Source organism: Acinetobacter sp. L-24, from assembly GCF_056857555.1.
Genome location: NZ_JBSXNI010000040.1, coordinates 93,799 through 113,232, shown reverse-complemented (window position 1 = coordinate 113,232; position 19,434 = coordinate 93,799). Strand labels below are relative to the sequence as shown.

The window sequence follows — 19,434 nt, the reverse complement described above, 5'->3', positions numbered from 1 at the left end:
TATAATATTGAATTAGAACAATACGCGTGCGCGGATTGTACCTTCAACATTCGAAAGCATATCAAGTGCTTCATGAGATGCAGCAGCATCGACATCCATCACCAGGTAACCGACATCGCCTTTAGTCATCAGTGACTGGCCAGAGATGTTGATGCCTTGTTCAGCAAACAGGTTGTTGATTTTAGACAACACGCCCGGAATATTTTGGTGGATGTGCAGTAAACGGTGTTTGCCTTCAGTCAACGGCAATGCGATTTCTGGGAAGTTCACTGCAGAAAGCGTCATACCCTTGTCAGAATAAGCCACGAATTTCTCAGCTACTTCCAGACCGATGTTCGCTTGCGCTTCCATCGTAGAACCGCCTACGTGTGGAGTCAGAATTACGTTTGGCAGGTTACGCAGTGGAGAAACAAATTCTTCACCGTTTGCTTTAGGCTCTTTCGGGAATACATCTACCGCAGCACCAGCAATGTGACCAGATTTGATCGCATCTGCCAGGTCTTCGATCACGACACAGGTACCACGTGCCGCGTTGATGAAGATTGAACCTTCTTTCATTTGCGCGAACTGATCTTTGGTCATGAAGTTACGTGTAGACGGAACATCAGGAACGTGTAGAGAAACCACATCGGCATTTGCCAAAAGTTCGCCCAAGCTACCGACTTGACGTGCATTACCTAAAGGCAATTTAGTCACTGTATCGAAATAGATCACTTTCATACCCATGCTTTCAGCAAGTACAGAAAGTTGTGAACCAATTGAACCGTAACCTACGATACCTAAAGTTTTACCACGTGTTTCGAACGAACCAACTGCAGATTTGTTCCAGCCGCCTGTGTGTGTATCTGCTGATTTTTCAGGTACACGGCGAAGGAGAAGAATTGCTTCAGCAAGTACAAGTTCAGCGACTGAACGCGTATTTGAGTAAGGTGCGTTAAAGACTGGAATACCGCGACGCATTGCAGCGTCCAGGTTCACCTGGTTGGTACCAATACAGAAACAACCGACAGCAATCAGTTTGTTCGCAGCTTCAAAGACTTCTTCAGTCAATTGAGTACGGGAACGAATACCGATGAAGTGAGCATCTTTAATCGCTTCTTTCAACGCTTCACCCTCAAGCGCAGTCTTACGATAATCGATGTTGGTATATCCAGCAGCATTTAGAGTGTCGATGGCATTCTGGTGAACGCCTTCTAACAACAAGAAACGGATTTTATCTTTAGGTAGAGATAGATGTTGGCTCATTACGGCTCCGCTACAAAGGCCAAATTTAGTCGCGGTATAATAGCACAGGAAAAGCGCACTTATACATTTCCTTAATGACGCTCACATCAGCTATTCTGGCAAGATATATTGATAATAATGATCATGGTGTTTGATTTAAATCTGCATTTTCAAAGGTATATTATCAAAATTGTCATTTTTCGCGGGAAACACCAAAAAATAGCTTATAATATTGCGCCATGCTTTTAAAGCAGCGTGATCCGGTGCTTTAATAACCATGTTTCGCCTGATTTGTATCCATGTTTTTATGCATAAAAAATGTGCAAATGAACCAGCGAAGTCTCTCTTGTTTAAATCATGCTAGGTCTGCAAACGATGAATGCTCCAGTCGCTTTAACCCCTGAGTTATTGACCCAATTGACTGCAATTGTGGGTGAAAACCGTATTAAAACCGATACGGACAGCCTCCAGAATTGGGGTCGCGATCATACGAAGCACTTTGATCCAAACCCGTCAGTCGTCGTTTTTCCGTCGTCAACTGAGCAAGTTCAAGACATCGTAAAATTGGCAAACCAATTTAATGTTGCAGTGACTCCATCGGGTGGTCGTACCGGTCTTTCTGCAGGTGCAGTCGCAGCCAATGGCGAGATCGTGGTCAGCATGGACAAGATGAACCAGATTCTGGAGTTTTTCCCGGCAGATCGTATGGTGCGCGTACAGGCAGGTGTGGTGACTGAACAGTTACAGAACTATGCTGAAGAGCAGGGCATGTATTACCCAGTTGACTTTGCTTCGGCAGGTTCATCGCAAATTGGCGGTAACATCGGCACCAATGCTGGCGGCATCAAAGTGATTAAATACGGCATGACCCGTAACTGGGTACTTGGCCTGACCGTTGTGACGGGTAAGGGCGATGTATTGCGTCTGAACAAGGGCATGATCAAGAATGCTACTGGTTATGCAATTCAGCATTTATTTATTGGTGGTGAAGGCACGCTGGGTCTGGTGACTGAAGCGGAAATCAAGCTTGAACGTCAACCGCAAGACCTGCAAGTAATGGTACTGGGTGTGCCTGACTTTGATGCGATCATGCCGTTATTGCATGCTTTCCAGGCGAAAATTGATTTAACCGCATTTGAGTTTTTTGGTGAACTCGCAATGCAAAAAGTCTTGGCCCATGGTCATGTGCAGCGTCCATTTGAAACTGAATGCCCATTCTATGTATTGCTTGAGTTTGAAGCGCCGTTTGAGCCGATTATGGACAAGGCGATGGAAATCTTCGAGCATTGCATGGAACAAGGTTGGGTACTGGACGGCGTAATGAGCCAAAGCCTGGATCAGGTAGAAAGCTTATGGCGTTTGCGTGAAGACATTTCTGAATCTATCGCGCCGTTTATTCCATATAAAAATGACATCTCAGTTCTAATTACGCATGTTCCAGCGTTCATTAAAGAAATTGATGCAATTGTATCGACGAATTACCCAGACTTTGAAATCTGCTGGTTTGGTCATATTGGTGACGGTAATTTGCACTTAAACATCTTAAAACCTGCGGATTTGTCTAAAGATGAATTCTTTGCCAAATGTCAGGTCGTGAACAAGTATGTTTTTGATACTGTGAAAAAATATGACGGTTCAATTTCTGCGGAACATGGTGTGGGCATGACCAAGAAGCCATATCTTGAATATTCGCGTTCGGCGGAAGAAATTGAATATATGAAAGCCCTGAAAAAAGTGTTTGATCCAAAGGGCATCATGAACCCGGGTAAACTCTTCGATCTTTAATCGGTCGGAATTGAAAAAAGCGCATCGAAAGGTGCGTTTTTTTATTGCTGTGTAAAGGCAGTTACAGAGTCTAAATGGTTTTGTACTAAGAAGTTCGGCATGATGGGTTGGAATAAGAATGACGATAAAGGGTTAAATAATATGTTCCGGATATTGGCAGTCGCAACTCTCGCTTTTGGTATATTGGGTTCAGGCTGTGCAACTGCTCAACAGGTCATTGCAAAGGTACAGTCATCTTCGGATACGCCTTTGGAACAGGTTTTACAATTAAGACCGGACTTGCGTAAGGAACTGGCAACAGTTGAGTTGCGCCAGTTCTTTGACAAGGTAGAGTCGCCCACGATTGGACAGGTCAAAGTCACTGAAACTGGGTTAATGGATGATTCGGTACGTTCAGTACAGACCATTTATTATTTTAAACGGGAAGATAACAGCTGGATGCTGGAAAATACCGAGAAGTTGTATCGTTGTGCACGAGGTTCAAATACCAAGACTTTCCAGAAAGCAGTCTGTCCATAATAGTGTTTGATCTTTAGACAGATTTTGGTTAAAAGCGTATCTAGAGGATGCGCTTTTTTATTTGGAAGATTATCTCTACGATCAGTTATATTTATTCAGAGCGTTTGAATATCTCATCTGCTAAAATTATTTCTTTCTATTTTAGACAAAGTTCAGTCTGTTAAAACGGGCAGACTGACAATAAAAACTCCCATGCAAAATATCCACACCCAAAAACTGACCCGTGCCACACTTATGTTCCCGCTGGCACTGGTCCTGTTTGAATTCTCAGTCTATATATGTAATGACCTGATTCAACCGGCCATGCTGGCGATTACCCGTGATTTTGGTGTGAGTAGTTCGTGGGCGCCATCCTCCATGTCCTTTTTCCTGTTGGGTGGGGCATTTGTCGCAGCGATTCTGGGACCTTTGTCCGATCGTCTTGGACGTAAAATGGTACTGCTGGGTGGTGTGGCGTTTTTCACGATTAGCTGTCTGGCTATTTTATTAACACCCAATATCGAAAGTTTCTTATTCCTGCGCTTTTTACAGGGCTTTGGCCTGTCCTTTATTACCGCCGTTGGTTATGCCGCCATTCAGGAAAGCTTTGAAGAACGTGATGCCATCAAAGTCATGGCACTGATGGCCAATGTGTCTTTGCTGGCACCTTTGCTAGGACCAGTGCTGGGTGCCTTTATGATTGATCATATCTCTTGGCATTGGGGCTTTATCGGTATCGCATTTCTGTCATTTCTGAGCTGGTTCGGCCTGAAAGCCAAAATGCCAAACCTGAAAGTCAGTATTCCCAGACAGCCGGTCAGCTATATTCTGGATGACTTTAAACAGGTTTTAAAAAATAAACGCTTTGTGATCATGACTGTAGCCTTGCCTTTGGTGAGTCTGCCCTTGATGTTATGGATTGCCCTGTCACCCGTGATTCTGGTCGAGCAATTTGGATTCAGTAGCGTGCAATATGGTCTGGCGCAGTTTCCGGTCTTGGGCGGCCTGATTGCAGGTAATCTGATTCTGCTAAAAATTATCGATAAAATACCGCTGGGCAAAACCGTATTATTGGGTCTGCCACTGATGTTGCTGGGTACCGGTTTATTGATGATGGGCTTATTGATTCCAGAATATTTTATTCATTGTCTGATTATCGGCACCACTTGTATCAGTCTGGGTGAGGGTGTGAGTTTTTCGGTGCTGTATCGTTTTGCATTAATGTCTTCTGAAGTGTCCAAAGGCACGGTGGCTGCGACGGTTTCTATTATCCTGATGCTCAGCTTTTTTGTGGTGATTGAAGCAGTAAGGATGGCGTATGAAGCCTACGATATCTGGGCCTACTGTGCTGCCTCTTTGATTCTGATTGCACTCTGGTTTACTTTGCCGCGCATGCAGCTCAAACAGTTAATGCTGGAAAGACAGGAGCGTGGGGAGTTTTGATTCCTTATCGAGGGAACTTATAAATTATTGAAATCATATGTTCAGTATTGAATTTCCCTCTCCTTTTAGGAGAGGGCTAGGGTGAGGTTAAGTATTTAATAAGTTCCCTCTCTCTAACTCTCTCCCAAAGGGAGAGAAAATTTTCTTTTGACTGATCTAATTATATTAGGATTCTACAATTAAGCTTCAGCGGGCTGTTCCAGCTTCTTCAATTTCATATCAAACAGGAATGGACCGAAAGGCAGAATCGAAGCGATTAAACCCATCACAAACATGCTGAGAGACCATTTCTGTTTTTCACATACTGCGAATAACACCACCAGAAACAGCACAAACAGTACCCCATGACCCATGCCGACATATTTCACCAGAATCGGATTATCCATCATATATTTCACTGGCATCGCGATAAATAACAGCAGCAGGAATGAAATCCCTTCAAGCAAACCGACCAGACGCAAAGTTTTGATGTTCATAATACATATTGATTTAACCGAATTAGTTCTGAGTGTACCGAATATCACCTGAATATTGAATCTTAATAATAAAGATATATTCAATATTTTTAATAAGTTATAACCAAGTAAGGCAGTTGGTTATTTAATCTCGGCATCTAATAATTCATGACGTAATTTTAGTAATTCCGGTAAGGTTTCCAACAATAAACTGATCTGTTTCAACACCAAAAGCAGATGTGCTGACTGGTTTTCCTGGGTACTTAAGCGTTGAATTTCTGCCAGTTTATGATCGATGTCGTAGGTATCTAAAGGCTGTTGTTGCAGCAATACCCCAGTTAAGGTTTGCTGGCACCAGTGCATTAAATCCAGAATTTGTGTATCAGTAACCTGCTCACGGTGACTCCCCAATGCTGCAATATAACTGAGCTGGCTATGACTATAGACCAGATAGCGAAAGGCACTTTTGACCAGTTGCGGATCTGGATTCGGTTCGGTACTCAGACTTGAAATCATGCTGGATAAATCAATCTGTGCATTGTGGGCCAGACGCCGTGCAGTCCGGTAAGCAATACTGTTATCTTTACCGTTTCGATATTGCTCGACCACTGCAGAAAAATAGTTCAGTGTTGCATGTGATGATTTTTTGATATTGCTGGAAATATTACGAAAATTCCAGTCAGGCCAGATCCAGCTTACTGCCATCCAGGCAATCAGACAGCCTATGAGGGTATCAATGATACGCGGTAAGATAATGGCGTAACCGGCACCTTTCAGGTTGAAGATCAGGAGTACCATCAAGGTCGCCATGAGGGTTGCCATGGCATATTTTTTGGAACGCAGATAGAAAAAACCGACACCAAAAATCACTGTCAGCAGCAATTGTCCTTCGACACTTGGCACAAAATACAGAATGGGGACACCCAGCATGACCCCTAATAATGTTCCCAGGGTCCGCAATTTGAGCCGGCTTTTGGTGGCAAAATAACTGATCTGACAGACAAACAGGCTGGTCAGTAAAATCCAGTAGCCATTTTTCGCAAAGGGTAATAATGAAATGGCATAGCCGACTAGAAATACAATGGCAATCCGCACCGCATGCCGAAAGAGTGCCGATTGTGGACTTAAGTGCGGTTTGAGTTTCAGCCAGAGATCTGTGCTATCGCGAATATCATCATCAAACAGACTCAGGTCATCAAAATGCTGCTGATAGCGTGGCTTATACAGCGCCTGTTGATCATGCAGGTGTTGTAACTGCTCATATACACTCAGCAGATTGGCCAAAATAAGCTGTAAATTTTTAACTTCAATATTTTGTGGGTGTTGAGCAATCCAGTCCTGCATCGACTCCTGTAAATGTTTTAATGCCAGTTCATCATCTGTAGACAGGTAAAATTTCTCATTGCGCAGTACACATTCTGCCAAATGCTGACAGGCAAGGGCTTGCAGACGGATATTTTTCTGAATCCGGAAAATCAGGTCAGTGCGGCTAAAATGCTGTTCGATCTGTTCATAATGCAGATAATTCGCGGTGGCCTGTTCATGAATATCCTGCATCAAAAAATACAGATTCAGCCAGTAAATGGTATTACGATTGGCACGCGAAGCTTTGAGTCGGGTCAATAGCGAATCTTTGCTGCGGTTAAAACTCTGAATGACTAAAGTATTTTTAAGTGACAACTCATAGAGCAGGTTTTCAACATTCGGATGCTGGTCCGGATCAAACAGTTTGGCTTTACTTAGCAGTAAATCCGACATGTGCTGCAAGCTTTGTGCGAGATTTTCCTGAACCTGCAAAGTAGGACGCAGCAGAAAAAACAGAATAGACGTCAGGCCGTACCATAGCGCCCCAATGACAAAATAAAGTGGCTGTTCATACCAGTGCTGATATTCGCCCAGGCCGAACATGGTATATATTGACAGTAAAATGGTGCCAAATGAAATTGTGGCATAACGTTGGCCTAAGGCACCCATTAGAATAAATAGCGCACTCGACAGTGATAGCCACAGTGCAAACCAGAATTTATGCGGAGCAAGAAATTCCAGAATGCTGCTGACACTAAAAAACAGAATGAGGACGAGTAACAGGTTGCGCAAACGCAGGCTTAGCCGGTCATCAAAATCAGTCAGTGCCGTGGCAATTGCCCCTAACGTTACTGGAACGATCAAGAAGTCATAACCCAGAAATTTCAGACCGAAAGTGGTACCTAAAAACACCAGCAGGATCTGCAGGCAATAAGTCATCAGCGCACTGGACTGAAAGGGCAGCAGGACAGGTTTTATAATTTTAACAAAAGTAGCAGTCGCAGGTCGGGCAGCATTCACAAGGACAGGATCCGGAAAGTAAAAACGCAAAGTTCTGAATGCAATTTAGACGCCAAAATAAAAGAAAAATCCATGAAAAAAACGAGCATAGTGCCCGTTTTTTCTATTTAGTCATTGGCATGAAGGTGTTTAGATCACCCCACAGGCAATACGTTCACCGCCGCCGCCCAAGGGTAATGGGTTGTCGGAATAGTTATCGCCACCGGCATGAACCATAATCGCACGACCCTGAACATCAGCCAATTTCAGACGTGGCGCAAGCAGGGTCACACGTGCAGTTCCGTCAGTATTGACTTTCAATGCGGGTAAATCACCTAAGTGACCGGTCACTGGCGTACCGTGATGCGGTGCCTGATTTGGATTGTAATGGCTACCTGCAGCCAGTGCTGCGCCCATCTTGCCGTCTTTCATGGCAGGCGCGCATGAACCATTTTCATGAATATGGAAACCGCGTTCACCCGCAGGAAGTTGTTTCAGGTTGGTACGAATAACCAGACCGGCTGGGCTGTCACTGAGTAATACGGTCCCAATCTCTTGGCCCACACCTTGAGCAGTTACAGCATTCACAGTCACTGCTCTGACCACTTCATTTGATGGGGAGGTTGATGCACAACCGGTAAAAAGTGCGGCGCTTAACGCGCAAAGTGTCGTAATTTTAAACAATGAAGACATGATTTTGGCATCCTGATCTTTATTCTGTTTTGTGGATTCATTTAAACAGAGCAAGATCAGAAGCTCTATATAGAATCAGTACTTAAATGTTTTGTTTTGTTTAAGTCGATTCTATCTATGCTTTAAGGTGCCTTGGGCGGTGTGTCTTGTGTTTCCGGATCAATCTCATGTGCCATAGTGGCTTTAGGCATCATTAAAGGTTCATTCAGATTACTTTCATGTAACCATTCACGCCAGATTGCAAGCAATACAGCCAGAATCACCGGGCCAATAAACACCCCGACCAGACCAAAACTGGCAATACCACCCAAGACTCCAAACATGATCAGCAGGAAAGGAATCTGGGTTGCGCCAGAAATCACCAATGGGCGAATGACGTTATCGGCAGTACTGACAATACAGACGCCCCAGACCATGACCCCAATGGCTTCAATGGTTTGTCCTTGTGAAAACAGCCATAGCGCCACCGCACTATAGGCGAGAGGTGGGCCAAAGGGAATCAGGGCAAAAATAAAGGTCACAATGGTTAAAACCATCGGATTCGGCACACCTGCAACAAAATAGCTCAGACCAGCCAATAAGGATTGTGCAATTGCGGTCAAACCGACGCCATATACTACGGCACGTGTAGTCGCAGAAATGGTGGAAAAATAATGATGTACACGTGGACCGACCACCATTTCAAAGGCTTTACGCACCTGATTTAAAATGGTCTGACCATCACGGTAGAAGAAAAACAGCGAAAGTATCGCAAAACATAATTTAAAGATGTTTTTACTAACTTCATTCAACACCACTTTGCCGTAATTCAGATGGCCTTGAATCCAGGTCGATACCGACAGTGCAATACTCTGCGGATCAGTGTTAATTTCATTTAAGGTTCGGGTAATTTCCTTGCCGACAATCGGAAGCCCGCGAATAAAATCAGGGACATTCAGGTGACCGGAAAAGACCTGTCGCTGCAATTCAAAATACAGGTTACGACCTTCGTGCTGCAGCATGAAAATGGCGAAAATAAACGGCAGACCAAAGACCAGAATCACGGCCAAGATCATTACGGTTGCACTTAATGTCGGTCGATTGCCGCATAGGCGTAACACCGATTGATACAAGGGCCAAGTCATATAGGCAATAATGGCTGCCCAAACTACAGGAATGATGAAATACTTGAGTATATGAAAACTCAAAAAAATCAGGATAAAGAACAATCCAAATAATAAGACTTTTTGTAATGTAGGCGCGTACTGTTGCACTGAATTTAATGACTCATTTTTTAGGTCGTGTTCAGGCATATTAACTGAAAAAAAAGCGATCGAAAATGATAGCTAGCCAAGTAGCGAGATTATTTTCCCAAAGCTATACCACGATTCAGAGGATTGACTCAAAACCACTGACTCGGATCATCAATAATGGCATTCAGTACCGGTTGCCATTGAGCCTGCAGTTCCCGGTAGATTTTCTGAGGTTTATCAAAGACTGAAAGGCCTTCCATAGCCAGTCGGCTATAAGGGGCACGTTCCGAAATCCAGGCCACTGGCTGCTGGTCGATCTTGTCAAAAAACTGCTGTATGTCCTGATTGCTGGCTGCATTTGCTTTGGTGCGATTGGCCAAAAGTAAAATTTCAACCTTGCCCTTACGGATGCGTTTGATGTCCTGCAAATGTTTGAGAAAACGGCGGGTCGAATCGATATCAAAAAATGAAGGCTGGATTGGGATAATAATCGCATGTGCTTCACTGATCAGCTGTTCGGCATGATCATCGGTCAAAGCACCTGGTGCATCAATAATCAGATATTCGATCTGCTTCGGTGCATCACCAATGGACTTACTGTTGCGCCAGTCCAGACTCTGGATCTGTGCTGCCTGTGCCGGACGATGCTTGAGCCATTGCAATGTTGATTTCTGGTTGTCGGCATCGGCCAATGCTACCTTATAACCTTTTTGTGCGAGTGCTGACGCTAAACTAATGGCTGTCATGGTTTTACCACAACCGCCTTTCTGATTCGCAACTAAAATTGTTTTCATGACTCAAGGTGATTTTATTCTGTTCCGGCCTAGCATATCATTCTTTTCAAGTATGCAAATGGCCGAAGTCCTCAACTTCAGTCGAATGCGATACTATAAAAATCAGGCAAATTAGGAAGATTGAATGTCCATATGGATGGCCATGCTGATTGGCGCATGTATCGGGGTGGTATTAACCACTATTATTTTAAGTCAGACGCGTAATGGACGGATCAAAGCCGAATATGAGCAGTATATTGCCGAGCTGGAACTGGAGCATCAGCAGTCCCTCATTGCCGCGCAAAAACGCAGCGTGAATACCAGCCGTGCAGTCCTCAAAGGAAAAATGGCGGAACAGCTCGCGCCGATCATGCCGGAATTTCAATATCTGCCGAGTGATGCCAAGTTTCTGGGCGATCCGGTGGATTATATAGTCTTTGATGGCTATACCGATTTTCGTGATGGCGAAGGCGACGCTGAAGATATTGAAGTGGTCTTGATTGACATTAAAAGTGGCGGAGCACGTCTGACCAAAGGCCAGCAAGCCATTGCCCGTGCGGTTCAGGAAGGGCGGGTACGTTTTGAAACCATTCGGATTGATTTTCAGGATTGACCAAAATCCAGTGAAGAATAAAAAATTATGCAAAAATTACTGATCACTGCGCTGCTGTTTATGCTTGGACTTTGGGTCTGGAATGAGTTTTTTCGTGCCATTCCGCATCTGCAAGAAAAAGGCGTACTTAAAAACTTTAAAGTAGAACCCGTTAAGCGCATTTCCGCGACTTATATTGTGCATGATCACCGTTTCGTAAAACCTGATCGTCGGGTGCTGCATCAGGCCAGCCCTGTGGTGGGGCATTTTAATGATCTGGCCTATCTGAGTAATATTGATGTGCTGTTGCTGACTCAACCGCTGCCCGCTATACAGGCAAAACTGGAGTTTGATGAAGCAAAACGCTGCTATCAGCTCGAAGGACAAACCAATAAAGCGGAGCGTGACTTCGTCAATACGCATGTACAGTATTTTAGTCTGATTGCTGCCACTGAAAAAATTGCCGATCAGATTCGCCGGCTAAAATCGGGGCAGAAAATCACGCTCACTGGTGATCTGGTGACAGTTCATTCAGGCACGACTGGACAAGAATTCCGGGTCGGGACGGGCTCTGAATATCGTGCTCATTGTCAGTTGCTGCAAGTAACCCACCTTCAGCCACACTAAATATAAGATGGTCGTAAATTAGCTTCCTAGTTTACGAACACGTGCTAACAACATACGTTGGCCAATCTTGGGTATACCTTCCGCATCTACATAATTTAAAGTTTCTATTTCAAAACCGGTTTCCAGCAAGGCGGTCTCAATATCCCGATTCAGATGACAGCCATCTGCGACTTTCTTTTGAATGGGAGTGAGTAAATGTTGTAGACGCTGAATATTTAAATTTTGTCGATTCAGAACATGTTCGACCACATGTAAAGTCCCACCCGGTTGTAGCACACGATAAATTTCCTGCAGGCTCTGTTCCAGCTCTGCAATACTACAAAGCGTCCAGGTAGATACAATATTTTCCAGACTATTTTCGGCAAAAGGTAAAGCTTCTGCACTGGCCTGAATATGTTCGACCTGAAAAGCGGCCTGTTGAATTCGTGATTCTGCCAGTTTGAAGATCGTCGGGTTTGGTTCTAGTGCATAGACCTTATCAACCGATTGATAAAAAGGCAGATTCAGGCCGGTACCAAAACCAATTTCCAGTACTTCACCGGAAATATCCAAAAGTAGTTCACGACGCAAGTCCATCAAGGATGGCGTTTGCATCACTTGATTCAGCAGATGCGGAAAGATATGTTGTTGATAAAGTTTATACAGCATTTGAGTTATTTTAATTTGATGGAAATACGTTCTAGCTTAACTGAAAAATAAAATGACAGGCATATATCGAGCTGACTAAATACGTGCAGTTTGTTACCAAGTTCAACTGTTTATTCATTAAAAAATCCGTAAGATCAAGGAAGATATCCTTAAAACGTTTGATCAACTTGATTAGGATTAGATTAAAAATTATGCTCAAATACTTTAAACATTATGCTTTGCTGGCCAGCCTGTTGCTGCCTATTTCGGGCTATAGCTCGGTCGACCACAATATTGCCAAAGGTTTGCCTCCTGTCGTTAAAGGCCAGTCAATTTCGGTCTTGCAGCCCTTTAAAGGTGATTTCCGTATTCTGGGTTCCAAGGTTTATAGTTCTGACCCGCAAGCCAAATTCTCTCCGATTGATTATGCTGTCAGTTGGGGGCTGTTTGCCGAACCTGAAATTGCTCGACATATCACGGTCAATCAATATGACCGCTATTTGAACTGGAAAATGGATCGGGTGCCAGTGCCGGTAGAACAAGCCAAGCAGATGGTGTCCAATATGCATATCATTCCCGCTAACCCTGAAATTGCTAAGGCAATTAAAAAGGTAAAGCGTGGCGATCTGGTGCGTATGCAAGGGGAACTGGTTGAAGTGCGTGACAAAGATCTGGTCTGGAAATCGTCTTTAACTCCGACCGATACGGGTGATGGTGCTTGTGAGGTCTTCCGCGTCAGTTCCATTAAATGGATCGAAAAAGTCGGTAAAAGCTAAAACATACTTCATGCACGCTTCTGAGTTGCAGATAAAAAACCGCTCCTTTGAGCGGTTTTTTATCTGCCTAGTACTTACTTCGCAGTTAAAGCCTGACCTTCAAAGGCAATTCCATCCCAGCCATTGAGCATAAACTGGCGGATATTCTGATGATCAGTCGCCTCTGGCGTCGCCAGTACAGAAGCATAATGCTCAGCAAACAGGCTTAAGGTCTGTGCCTGATCCAGACCATTTAATTGTGCAAAAGAAAAGACTTTGGCGCTGCCCTGGTTTTCTGTGGCCGCATTATTCTGCTGGCCATTTTTAAATGCAGTCGGTGTATGCGTATAACGCGATTCGATATAAGTAATCACATCTGCAAATTTTGCTTCGCCTGCTGCCAACTGGGCCAATAAATCCTGTGCCATGCTGTTTTTCCTGTGCCATTCATGAAAATTGGATGCAATAAATATAGCAATTTTCTTGCGAAGTTCCATGGTATTTCATTGATTTTCGGTTCAAGATAACAGTGAAAATTATCCATGATGAATATGAAACTTTGGATAAAATAAACTTGATCAATAAATAGAACAGGAAAAAAATATGGGCTGGCTTTGGGTGGCAATGGGTGGGGCAATCGGTGCCAGTCTGCGTTATGCAGCCGGACTTTGGCTGTTCAAACCACAAATGCAATTTCCTTGGCCCACCTGGTGGATCAATATTCTGGGCTGTTTATGTGCCGGGATTTTTTTTGCCTGTAGCCAAAAGTATCCAGTACTCCAACAAGAAGCTCGTCTGTTTTTAATGGTGGGAATTCTCGGTGGTTTTACCACATTTTCCAGTTTCGGTCTGGAAAGCTTTTTGTTATTCAAGCAAGGTGCTATGGGCCTAGCGCTGTTATATGCATTATCCAGCTTAATTGTCGGCATTATTGTTCTGGCGCTGGGCTTTTATTTAACTTCAATCGTATTGGCACAGAGTTAAAATAAGCGCATAAAAAAGTCAGGAAATTGGAGGTCATTTCCTGACATAAACCACGATTTAAATCTTAAGATAACTGAGGGTTTTCGGTTTTAGCCCCGTTTAAAGCGGCCAAAACGTTTGTTAAAGCTTGCCACACGTCCTTCATTGCTGGTCTGACGTTGCTCACCCGTATAGAAAGGATGTGATGCACTCGAAATATCTAGTGTTACATAAGGATATGTTTTACCTTGATATTCTTTAGTTTGGCTCGAGTTCATCGTGCTGCCAATCACGAAATAGGCATCGGCATTGGTATCATGGAATAACACTTCACGATACTCGGGATGGATATCTGAACGCATATCTAACTTCCTCATGATTCTTGATTAAATGTTATAATGTAACATTTGATATTTCAAGTAATCTAGGGTTACAGCGTGTAAGCCTATCGTCTCAACTTAGCTTCGACTCGGTACCAGTTCTTCAAATACATCACTTAAATCATCATGTACTTTGAGATGAATCAGGTTCCAGTATTGTCCTGAAATTGTGCGATTCACCATCAAGGTATCAGGAGAGGGCTTAAATACATCCCAATATTTCAACGAAGGTTTCAGCAACTCCATCCCATCATGATGCGCTGAGTTTTCGGCAAAATCATAGTCAGTGACCAGAGGACGCATGAGCACTTCCAGCCACTGTTCATATAATTCTTTCGGGAATTTTCCAGTTTCAGTCAAGGAATGCAGCGCATCCAGCTGTTGCTCGATCACGGGAATATTCTTCTCGCGTGCAGCATGGATCAGTTCCCTAAAATGTCCAATCACTTCAGTCGATAAGGTTTTGACGCCACCATAGTCATAAACAATCACAGAGCCATCTTCACGAAATGCAAAGTTGCCTGGATGCGGGTCACAGTGAAAGCGTTTCAGATAAAAAATTTCCTGACCAATGGCGCGGAAGAGGCGGCGGCCTAAAGCATTTCGGGTTTCGAGTGGCCAAGTGCTGGCAGTTTCGATACTTTCACCAAGCTCTTGGCTTAAGGTCAAAATATGTCGCGATGAATACTCATGAAACACTTTCGGAATCACAATTTTATTGTCCAGAGGCTCATGGAAGGCACGGGCGATTTCCAGATTCTGGGCTTCAATTTCATAGTTCAGCTCATTGTCCAGACTGTGCTGAATTTCTTTAAATAATTGATCTTGAAGTTTACGGTCAATCTTTAAGACGCCCATCATGCGCAGTGCCAGACGAACTTGTTTCAGGTCGCTTTCGCAGGCTTCATCCACACCAGGATATTGTACTTTGACCACAACTTGCTGGCCATTCGGTAGGGTGGCTTTATGCACCTGACCAATCGAGGCCGCGGCAAATGGCTGCTCATCAAACTGCTGGAAAAGTTGCTGTAAAGGTTTACCCAATTCTTTTTCCACTTGTGCCTGAATTTCTTTAAACGGCATCGGTGGCGCCTGACGCTGTAACTTGGCAATGGCTTTAGCGACTTCGGGCGGGAAAACATCTTTATATTGAGAGGCGATCTGGCCAACTTTCATGACTGCGCCTTTCATTTCCCCCAAGGTATCCGCAATCTGCACACCAATATCCTGAAATAATTTACTGCGCGCAGTGTTTTTCTGCTCGTCATCGGCAGTTAAATTTTTAATGGAATTGGAGAGGGTTTTACCTGCAATACTTGCGGTCATTCCGGCAAGTTTCATAAAGCGACGACCGGGTGTGCTAGCCGTTTTTGCCATGCGAGATTCCTTGAAACCAACTATGAATGGATGTATTTGATCATAGGTGACAACGGTTCAATTGCCTAGATTTAATTGTAGAGGTTGTGTTGTGATTTCCTTCAGCTTCTCCATGTTTAATGCATCATCTTTGATTTGTTAAAAGATTTATCTTTATTGCTTGCGTTTAAACTATAAGAATATGCCGGAATCCGTCATCGTTTTAGATAAGACCGAGTACTAATTCTGAATGTTGTTTTATAGCTAAAAGCTTAGAATAAACAGAGTATAGTAATGAAGAAAATTCAATGAAAGTCTATCGATATTTTACCGGGAAAGATGATGTACATTTTTGTGCGCGGGTCACCCGTGCCTTAAATGAAGGTTATGAGCTATATGGTTCACCCACCATGACTTTTAATGGTACGGATGTAATTGTGGGGCAGGTGGTGATTAAAGATGTAGTGGATGAATCTGAGATTCCACAAGGATTAAAAAATGCGCTGGATCTTTAATCTCAGCGCATTTTCTAGCTTAAATTAATCAAATAAAAGTGTTTAGTTGTTTAGACTTAAGCGTTTATTATTGCCATATAAACGGCCCAATAAAAGTATACAAGCTACGCTGAGGCCTACAATCAGGCCAACCCAGACACCGGCGGCGCCCATGTCGGTAAAGCGGGACAAATACACCCCGACCGGGAAGGCGATGACCCAGTAAGCCAGCATGGTAATCCACATTGGCCCCTTGGTATCCTGCATGCCGCGCAGACAACCTGCCGCACTGATCTGCCAGGCATCCATCAGCTGATAGGCAATGGCAAACAGAATCAGATACACCGCAATTTGGGTCACGATCAGATCTGAGGTGTAGAGTGCTACGATTTCATTGCGGAAAACCCAAAGCAGAATCATGGTCAGGATCGCCAGAATAGTGGCAGTAATCAGGCCGAGATATTGTACTTTACGCATGGCTTGCCAGTTCTGTTCACCATAGTAGGTGCCAACCCGAATGGTCAGGGCAATCGCCAGTGACATGGGAATCATGAACAGTTGTGAAGTGACAGAAATAGCAATCTGATGGGCAGCGACAATGGTCTCACCCAAAGGACTCAGCACAATTGCAGCAGTACTGAAAATACTGACCTCAAAAAAAATTGCCAATCCGATTGGAAAGCCAAGCTGTAAGATGCGCTTCATCCATTCCGGGTTGATTTTTTCCCAATGGGTAAAAGGCTGGGTACGTTGATAGGCCTTATTTTTAAAGATATACAACGCGAGGGTGATGACCATTAGCCACTGTAAAATCGCCGTGGCAAACCCACAGCCTGCACTGCCTAGGGCCGGAACAGGGCCAATACCATACATAAAGATATAGTTCAGCGGAACTAGCAAGACCAGCGCCAATAAACTAATCACGGTCACCGGACGCGGATTTCCAATCGCTTCAGAATAGCCGCGTAAGGCCGCATACATGGTTACCGCTGGCATACCAAAACCAATCGCATGCAGAAATAAACCGGCTTTAGGTTGTAAGCTTTCCGGTACACCTAAAAGTGGCAAAGTGGCCGGCAAGAGTTGCAAAATCAAGCCGGCAATTACCCCAAGAATCAGGGCAACCCAAAGCGATTGACGTGCAATGGTGGCAATTTTTTCAGGTGTGCGTGCGCCATTGGCCTCAGCAACCAAAGGCGTCGTGGCAATCATAATGCCACTAAACAGCAGCATCACCGGAATCCAGAGTCCTACTCCGACGGCAATCGCGGCAAGATCGGTAGCAGACAGGTGACCGGCCATAATGGTATCAATCAGACCCAGACCAGCCTGAGAAAATTGGGTCACCAGAATGGGTAACATCAGATGAAACAGTTTTTTTAATTCAAAACCAAAGGTTGTGACTGGTGAAACATTCGACACAAAAATTACTCATCGTGATCATGTGCTTAAATAGAAGGTTTAGCGTTGTAAAGTGAGAAGCACACCAATAAAAATTACCACGCCGCCTAAAAGACGTTGCCAGTTAACCGGCATTTTTTCATTACCCAATAACCCCAGATGATCGACCAGCATCGACATCACCATCTGACCAAAAATAATGAGACCGCTAAGAACCAGAAAGCCAAGTTTGGGTGCTGCATAAATGCTCATACTAATCGCGTATACACCCACGATTCCCCCTAGCCATAAATACCAGGGAACACTCATCAATTCCTGTAAACCGGGTTTGGGATTGGACTGAAAAAGTACGATTACGGCGAGCACTATTGTACCAATCAAAAAGGAAAAAAATGCAGCTTGAATAGGAGAATATAAATATTCTTTCAGTTGTATATTAATTGCAGTCTGGAGTGTCAATAAAACACCGATTGCAAAAACCAAAGGAAGTAAAATAATAAGTTGAGAAGATATTTTCATAATTTTAACTGACTAATTCTATTTAAATTTTTAGACATATCACACGATCAAATTTAATTTTAGCAGTGTTGCCGCCTAGTCATGTTAAAATTCGGCTATATCTTGTAATCGTTTTTGAGTAGTTCTTTGGCTGAATTGAATCCTGCTGCTGTCCCTTTGTCCTTATATATTCATATGCCTTGGTGTGTGCGCAAATGTCCTTATTGTGACTTCAATTCGCATGCGGTTCCGGATGGTCAGCTATCACTGGAATTGGAACAGGAATATTTACGAGCACTGGTGGAAGACTTTAAAACTCAGGTCGATTTTGCCCAAGGCCGGCAGATTCACAGTGTCTTTATTGGTGGGGGGACGCCGTCACTGATTTCTGCCCCAGGCTATCAATGGTTATTTGATCAGCTCAAAGCCGTTATTCCCTTTGCCGAAGGCTGTGAGATTACGCTGGAAGCCAATCCCGGTACGGTCGAACATGATCCGTTTGCCGGTTATTTGCAGGCCGGCATTAATCGTTTGTCAATTGGGGTGCAGAGTTTTAATACCGAGCATCTCAAGCGTTTGGGACGGATTCACAGCAATGAAGATGCGATTTCTGCCATTGGGCTGGCACGTGAAGCTGGCTTTCAGCGCATTAACGTCGACTTGATGCATGGTTTACCGGAACAGACTTTAGAACAGGCTTTACATGATTTAAAACTGGCGGTAGAACAGGGTGCTACGCATATTTCCTGGTATCAGTTGACGATTGAACCCAATACGGTATTTTTCCGGACTCAACCGATTTTGCCTGTCGATGAAGTATTGGAAGATATTCAGGAGCAGGGTGAGCTTTATTTAAAAGCCCAGGGTTTTGTCAACTATGAAGTTTCGGCTTGGCGTAAAGAACTGCCTTCAGCGCATAATCTGAATTACTGGCAGTTTGGTGATTATCTGGCAATTGGCGCCGGAGCACATGGCAAAGTCACTCAGCCGGATGGCGTGTATCGGTTCCAGAAAACCCGTCTACCTAAGGACTACTTAGCCAAAGTACCTGCAGAACATGTGCAGTTTAAGCGCATTGAAGATGCCGACCTGTCTTTTGAATTTATGATGAATGCCTTACGTTTAAATCAGGGTGTGGAAGCCAAACTCTATGCTGAACGTACCGGTTTGAGTCTAGATACTTTAGATGAGTTACTGAGTTCTTTACGTGATAGAAAATTAATGGTCGATGATCAAGATCGGCTTTCATGTACCGAGCAGGGGCATATCTTTTTAAATTCGGTACTGGAAGAATTTCTTTAATTATTTAATTTCCCCATTGTTCTAAAAGAAAC

Annotated in this window: 21 protein-coding genes; 9 read left to right on the top strand and 12 right to left on the bottom strand. The window is 43.9% G+C overall.

Annotated elements, in window-relative coordinates:
• Nucleotides 1-12 precede the first annotated feature (12 nt).
• Nucleotides 13-1,245 carry a phosphoglycerate dehydrogenase gene (serA, locus tag AC13CK_RS07205; protein WP_005108551.1) on the bottom strand — a complete coding sequence of 411 codons (1,233 nt, stop codon included), beginning with the start codon at nt 1,243-1,245 and terminating at the stop codon, nt 13-15.
• A gap of 354 nt (nt 1,246-1,599) precedes the next feature.
• On the opposite strand from serA, the gene AC13CK_RS07200 reads away from it, so the two are divergent.
• From AC13CK_RS07200 to craA, 3 genes are all read left to right on the top strand, one after another.
• Nucleotides 1,600-3,009, top strand: coding sequence for an FAD-binding oxidoreductase (locus AC13CK_RS07200; RefSeq protein ID WP_425879438.1), 1,410 nt, complete (start codon nt 1,600-1,602; stop codon nt 3,007-3,009).
• A 141-nt stretch (nt 3,010-3,150) separates the two neighbouring features.
• Complete coding sequence (locus tag AC13CK_RS07195; protein WP_004281576.1) at nt 3,151-3,528, top strand: hypothetical protein; 378 nt, start codon at nt 3,151-3,153, stop codon at nt 3,526-3,528.
• 192 nt (nt 3,529-3,720) lie between these two features.
• Entirely contained in the window at nt 3,721-4,950 is a 1,230-nt protein-coding gene (craA, locus tag AC13CK_RS07190; protein ID WP_004281575.1) for a chloramphenicol efflux MFS transporter CraA, read from the top strand.
• Between the two features lie 179 nt (nt 4,951-5,129).
• On the opposite strand, the gene AC13CK_RS07185 is transcribed toward craA, so the two are convergent.
• From AC13CK_RS07185 to AC13CK_RS07165, 5 genes are all read right to left on the bottom strand, one after another.
• Complete coding sequence (locus AC13CK_RS07185) at nt 5,130-5,426, bottom strand: DUF3817 domain-containing protein (protein WP_004645001.1); 297 nt, start codon at nt 5,424-5,426, stop codon at nt 5,130-5,132.
• A 120-nt stretch (nt 5,427-5,546) separates the two neighbouring features.
• On the bottom strand, nt 5,547-7,730 hold the full coding sequence (gene yccS / locus AC13CK_RS07180; RefSeq protein ID WP_425879441.1) for a YccS family putative transporter: 2,184 nt from the start codon (nt 7,728-7,730) through the stop codon (nt 5,547-5,549).
• A gap of 129 nt (nt 7,731-7,859) precedes the next feature.
• Nucleotides 7,860-8,402: a superoxide dismutase family protein gene (sodC, locus tag AC13CK_RS07175; protein WP_004732359.1), complete on the bottom strand. Its 543-nt coding sequence runs from the start codon at nt 8,400-8,402 to the stop codon at nt 7,860-7,862.
• A 122-nt stretch (nt 8,403-8,524) separates the two neighbouring features.
• A complete protein-coding gene (locus AC13CK_RS07170; protein ID WP_224216247.1) occupies nt 8,525-9,655 on the bottom strand; it encodes an AI-2E family transporter in 1,131 nt (376 codons plus the stop codon).
• A 128-nt stretch (nt 9,656-9,783) separates the two neighbouring features.
• Nucleotides 9,784-10,428 (bottom strand): ParA family protein, encoded by a 645-nt coding sequence (locus AC13CK_RS07165; protein ID WP_004281566.1) that lies wholly within the window; start codon nt 10,426-10,428, stop codon nt 9,784-9,786.
• 124 nt (nt 10,429-10,552) lie between these two features.
• Here AC13CK_RS07165 and AC13CK_RS07160 point away from each other — a divergent pair, with 124 nt between their 5' ends.
• Nucleotides 10,553-11,020 (top strand): Holliday junction resolvase-like protein, encoded by a 468-nt coding sequence (locus AC13CK_RS07160; protein WP_425879444.1) that lies wholly within the window; start codon nt 10,553-10,555, stop codon nt 11,018-11,020.
• A 27-nt stretch (nt 11,021-11,047) separates the two neighbouring features.
• Nucleotides 11,048-11,626: a hypothetical protein gene (locus tag AC13CK_RS07155; RefSeq protein WP_004732353.1), complete on the top strand. Its 579-nt coding sequence runs from the start codon at nt 11,048-11,050 to the stop codon at nt 11,624-11,626.
• 18 nt (nt 11,627-11,644) lie between these two features.
• Here AC13CK_RS07155 and AC13CK_RS07150 read toward each other — a convergent pair whose 3' ends face one another.
• Nucleotides 11,645-12,274 carry a class I SAM-dependent methyltransferase gene (locus AC13CK_RS07150; RefSeq protein ID WP_004732352.1) on the bottom strand — a complete coding sequence of 210 codons (630 nt, stop codon included), beginning with the start codon at nt 12,272-12,274 and terminating at the stop codon, nt 11,645-11,647.
• A gap of 191 nt (nt 12,275-12,465) precedes the next feature.
• Here AC13CK_RS07150 and AC13CK_RS07145 point away from each other — a divergent pair, with 191 nt between their 5' ends.
• Nucleotides 12,466-13,029, top strand: coding sequence for a hypothetical protein (locus AC13CK_RS07145; protein ID WP_005101258.1), 564 nt, complete (start codon nt 12,466-12,468; stop codon nt 13,027-13,029).
• 74 nt (nt 13,030-13,103) lie between these two features.
• Here the strand turns inward: AC13CK_RS07145 and AC13CK_RS07140 are convergent, their stop codons facing one another.
• Nucleotides 13,104-13,436, bottom strand: a complete 333-nt coding sequence (locus AC13CK_RS07140) for a HopJ type III effector protein (protein ID WP_005101257.1) — start codon at nt 13,434-13,436, stop codon at nt 13,104-13,106.
• Nucleotides 13,437-13,611: 175 nt separating this feature from the next.
• Here AC13CK_RS07140 and crcB point away from each other — a divergent pair, with 175 nt between their 5' ends.
• Complete coding sequence (gene crcB / locus AC13CK_RS07135) at nt 13,612-13,992, top strand: fluoride efflux transporter CrcB (RefSeq protein WP_005101255.1); 381 nt, start codon at nt 13,612-13,614, stop codon at nt 13,990-13,992.
• Nucleotides 13,993-14,081: 89 nt separating this feature from the next.
• Here crcB and AC13CK_RS07130 read toward each other — a convergent pair whose 3' ends face one another.
• On the bottom strand, nt 14,082-14,333 hold the full coding sequence (locus AC13CK_RS07130; RefSeq protein ID WP_004732342.1) for a type B 50S ribosomal protein L31: 252 nt from the start codon (nt 14,331-14,333) through the stop codon (nt 14,082-14,084).
• 96 nt (nt 14,334-14,429) lie between these two features.
• Nucleotides 14,430-15,728 (bottom strand): ABC1 kinase family protein, encoded by a 1,299-nt coding sequence (locus AC13CK_RS07125; RefSeq protein WP_005248249.1) that lies wholly within the window; start codon nt 15,726-15,728, stop codon nt 14,430-14,432.
• Nucleotides 15,729-16,015: 287 nt separating this feature from the next.
• On the opposite strand from AC13CK_RS07125, the gene AC13CK_RS07120 reads away from it, so the two are divergent.
• Entirely contained in the window at nt 16,016-16,222 is a 207-nt protein-coding gene (locus tag AC13CK_RS07120; protein ID WP_004281552.1) for a DUF1737 domain-containing protein, read from the top strand.
• Between the two features lie 42 nt (nt 16,223-16,264).
• On the opposite strand, the gene AC13CK_RS07115 is transcribed toward AC13CK_RS07120, so the two are convergent.
• Both AC13CK_RS07115 and AC13CK_RS07110 read right to left on the bottom strand, forming a co-directional pair.
• Nucleotides 16,265-17,623, bottom strand: a complete 1,359-nt coding sequence (locus AC13CK_RS07115) for an MATE family efflux transporter (RefSeq protein WP_085064902.1) — start codon at nt 17,621-17,623, stop codon at nt 16,265-16,267.
• Nucleotides 17,624-17,662: 39 nt separating this feature from the next.
• Nucleotides 17,663-18,121, bottom strand: coding sequence for a DMT family transporter (locus tag AC13CK_RS07110; RefSeq protein ID WP_425879449.1), 459 nt, complete (start codon nt 18,119-18,121; stop codon nt 17,663-17,665).
• Nucleotides 18,122-18,247: 126 nt separating this feature from the next.
• Between AC13CK_RS07110 and hemW the strand changes: the two genes are divergently transcribed.
• Nucleotides 18,248-19,402, top strand: a complete 1,155-nt coding sequence (gene hemW, locus AC13CK_RS07105; RefSeq protein WP_425879451.1) for a radical SAM family heme chaperone HemW — start codon at nt 18,248-18,250, stop codon at nt 19,400-19,402.
• The last annotated feature ends 32 nt before the right edge of the window (nt 19,403-19,434 follow it).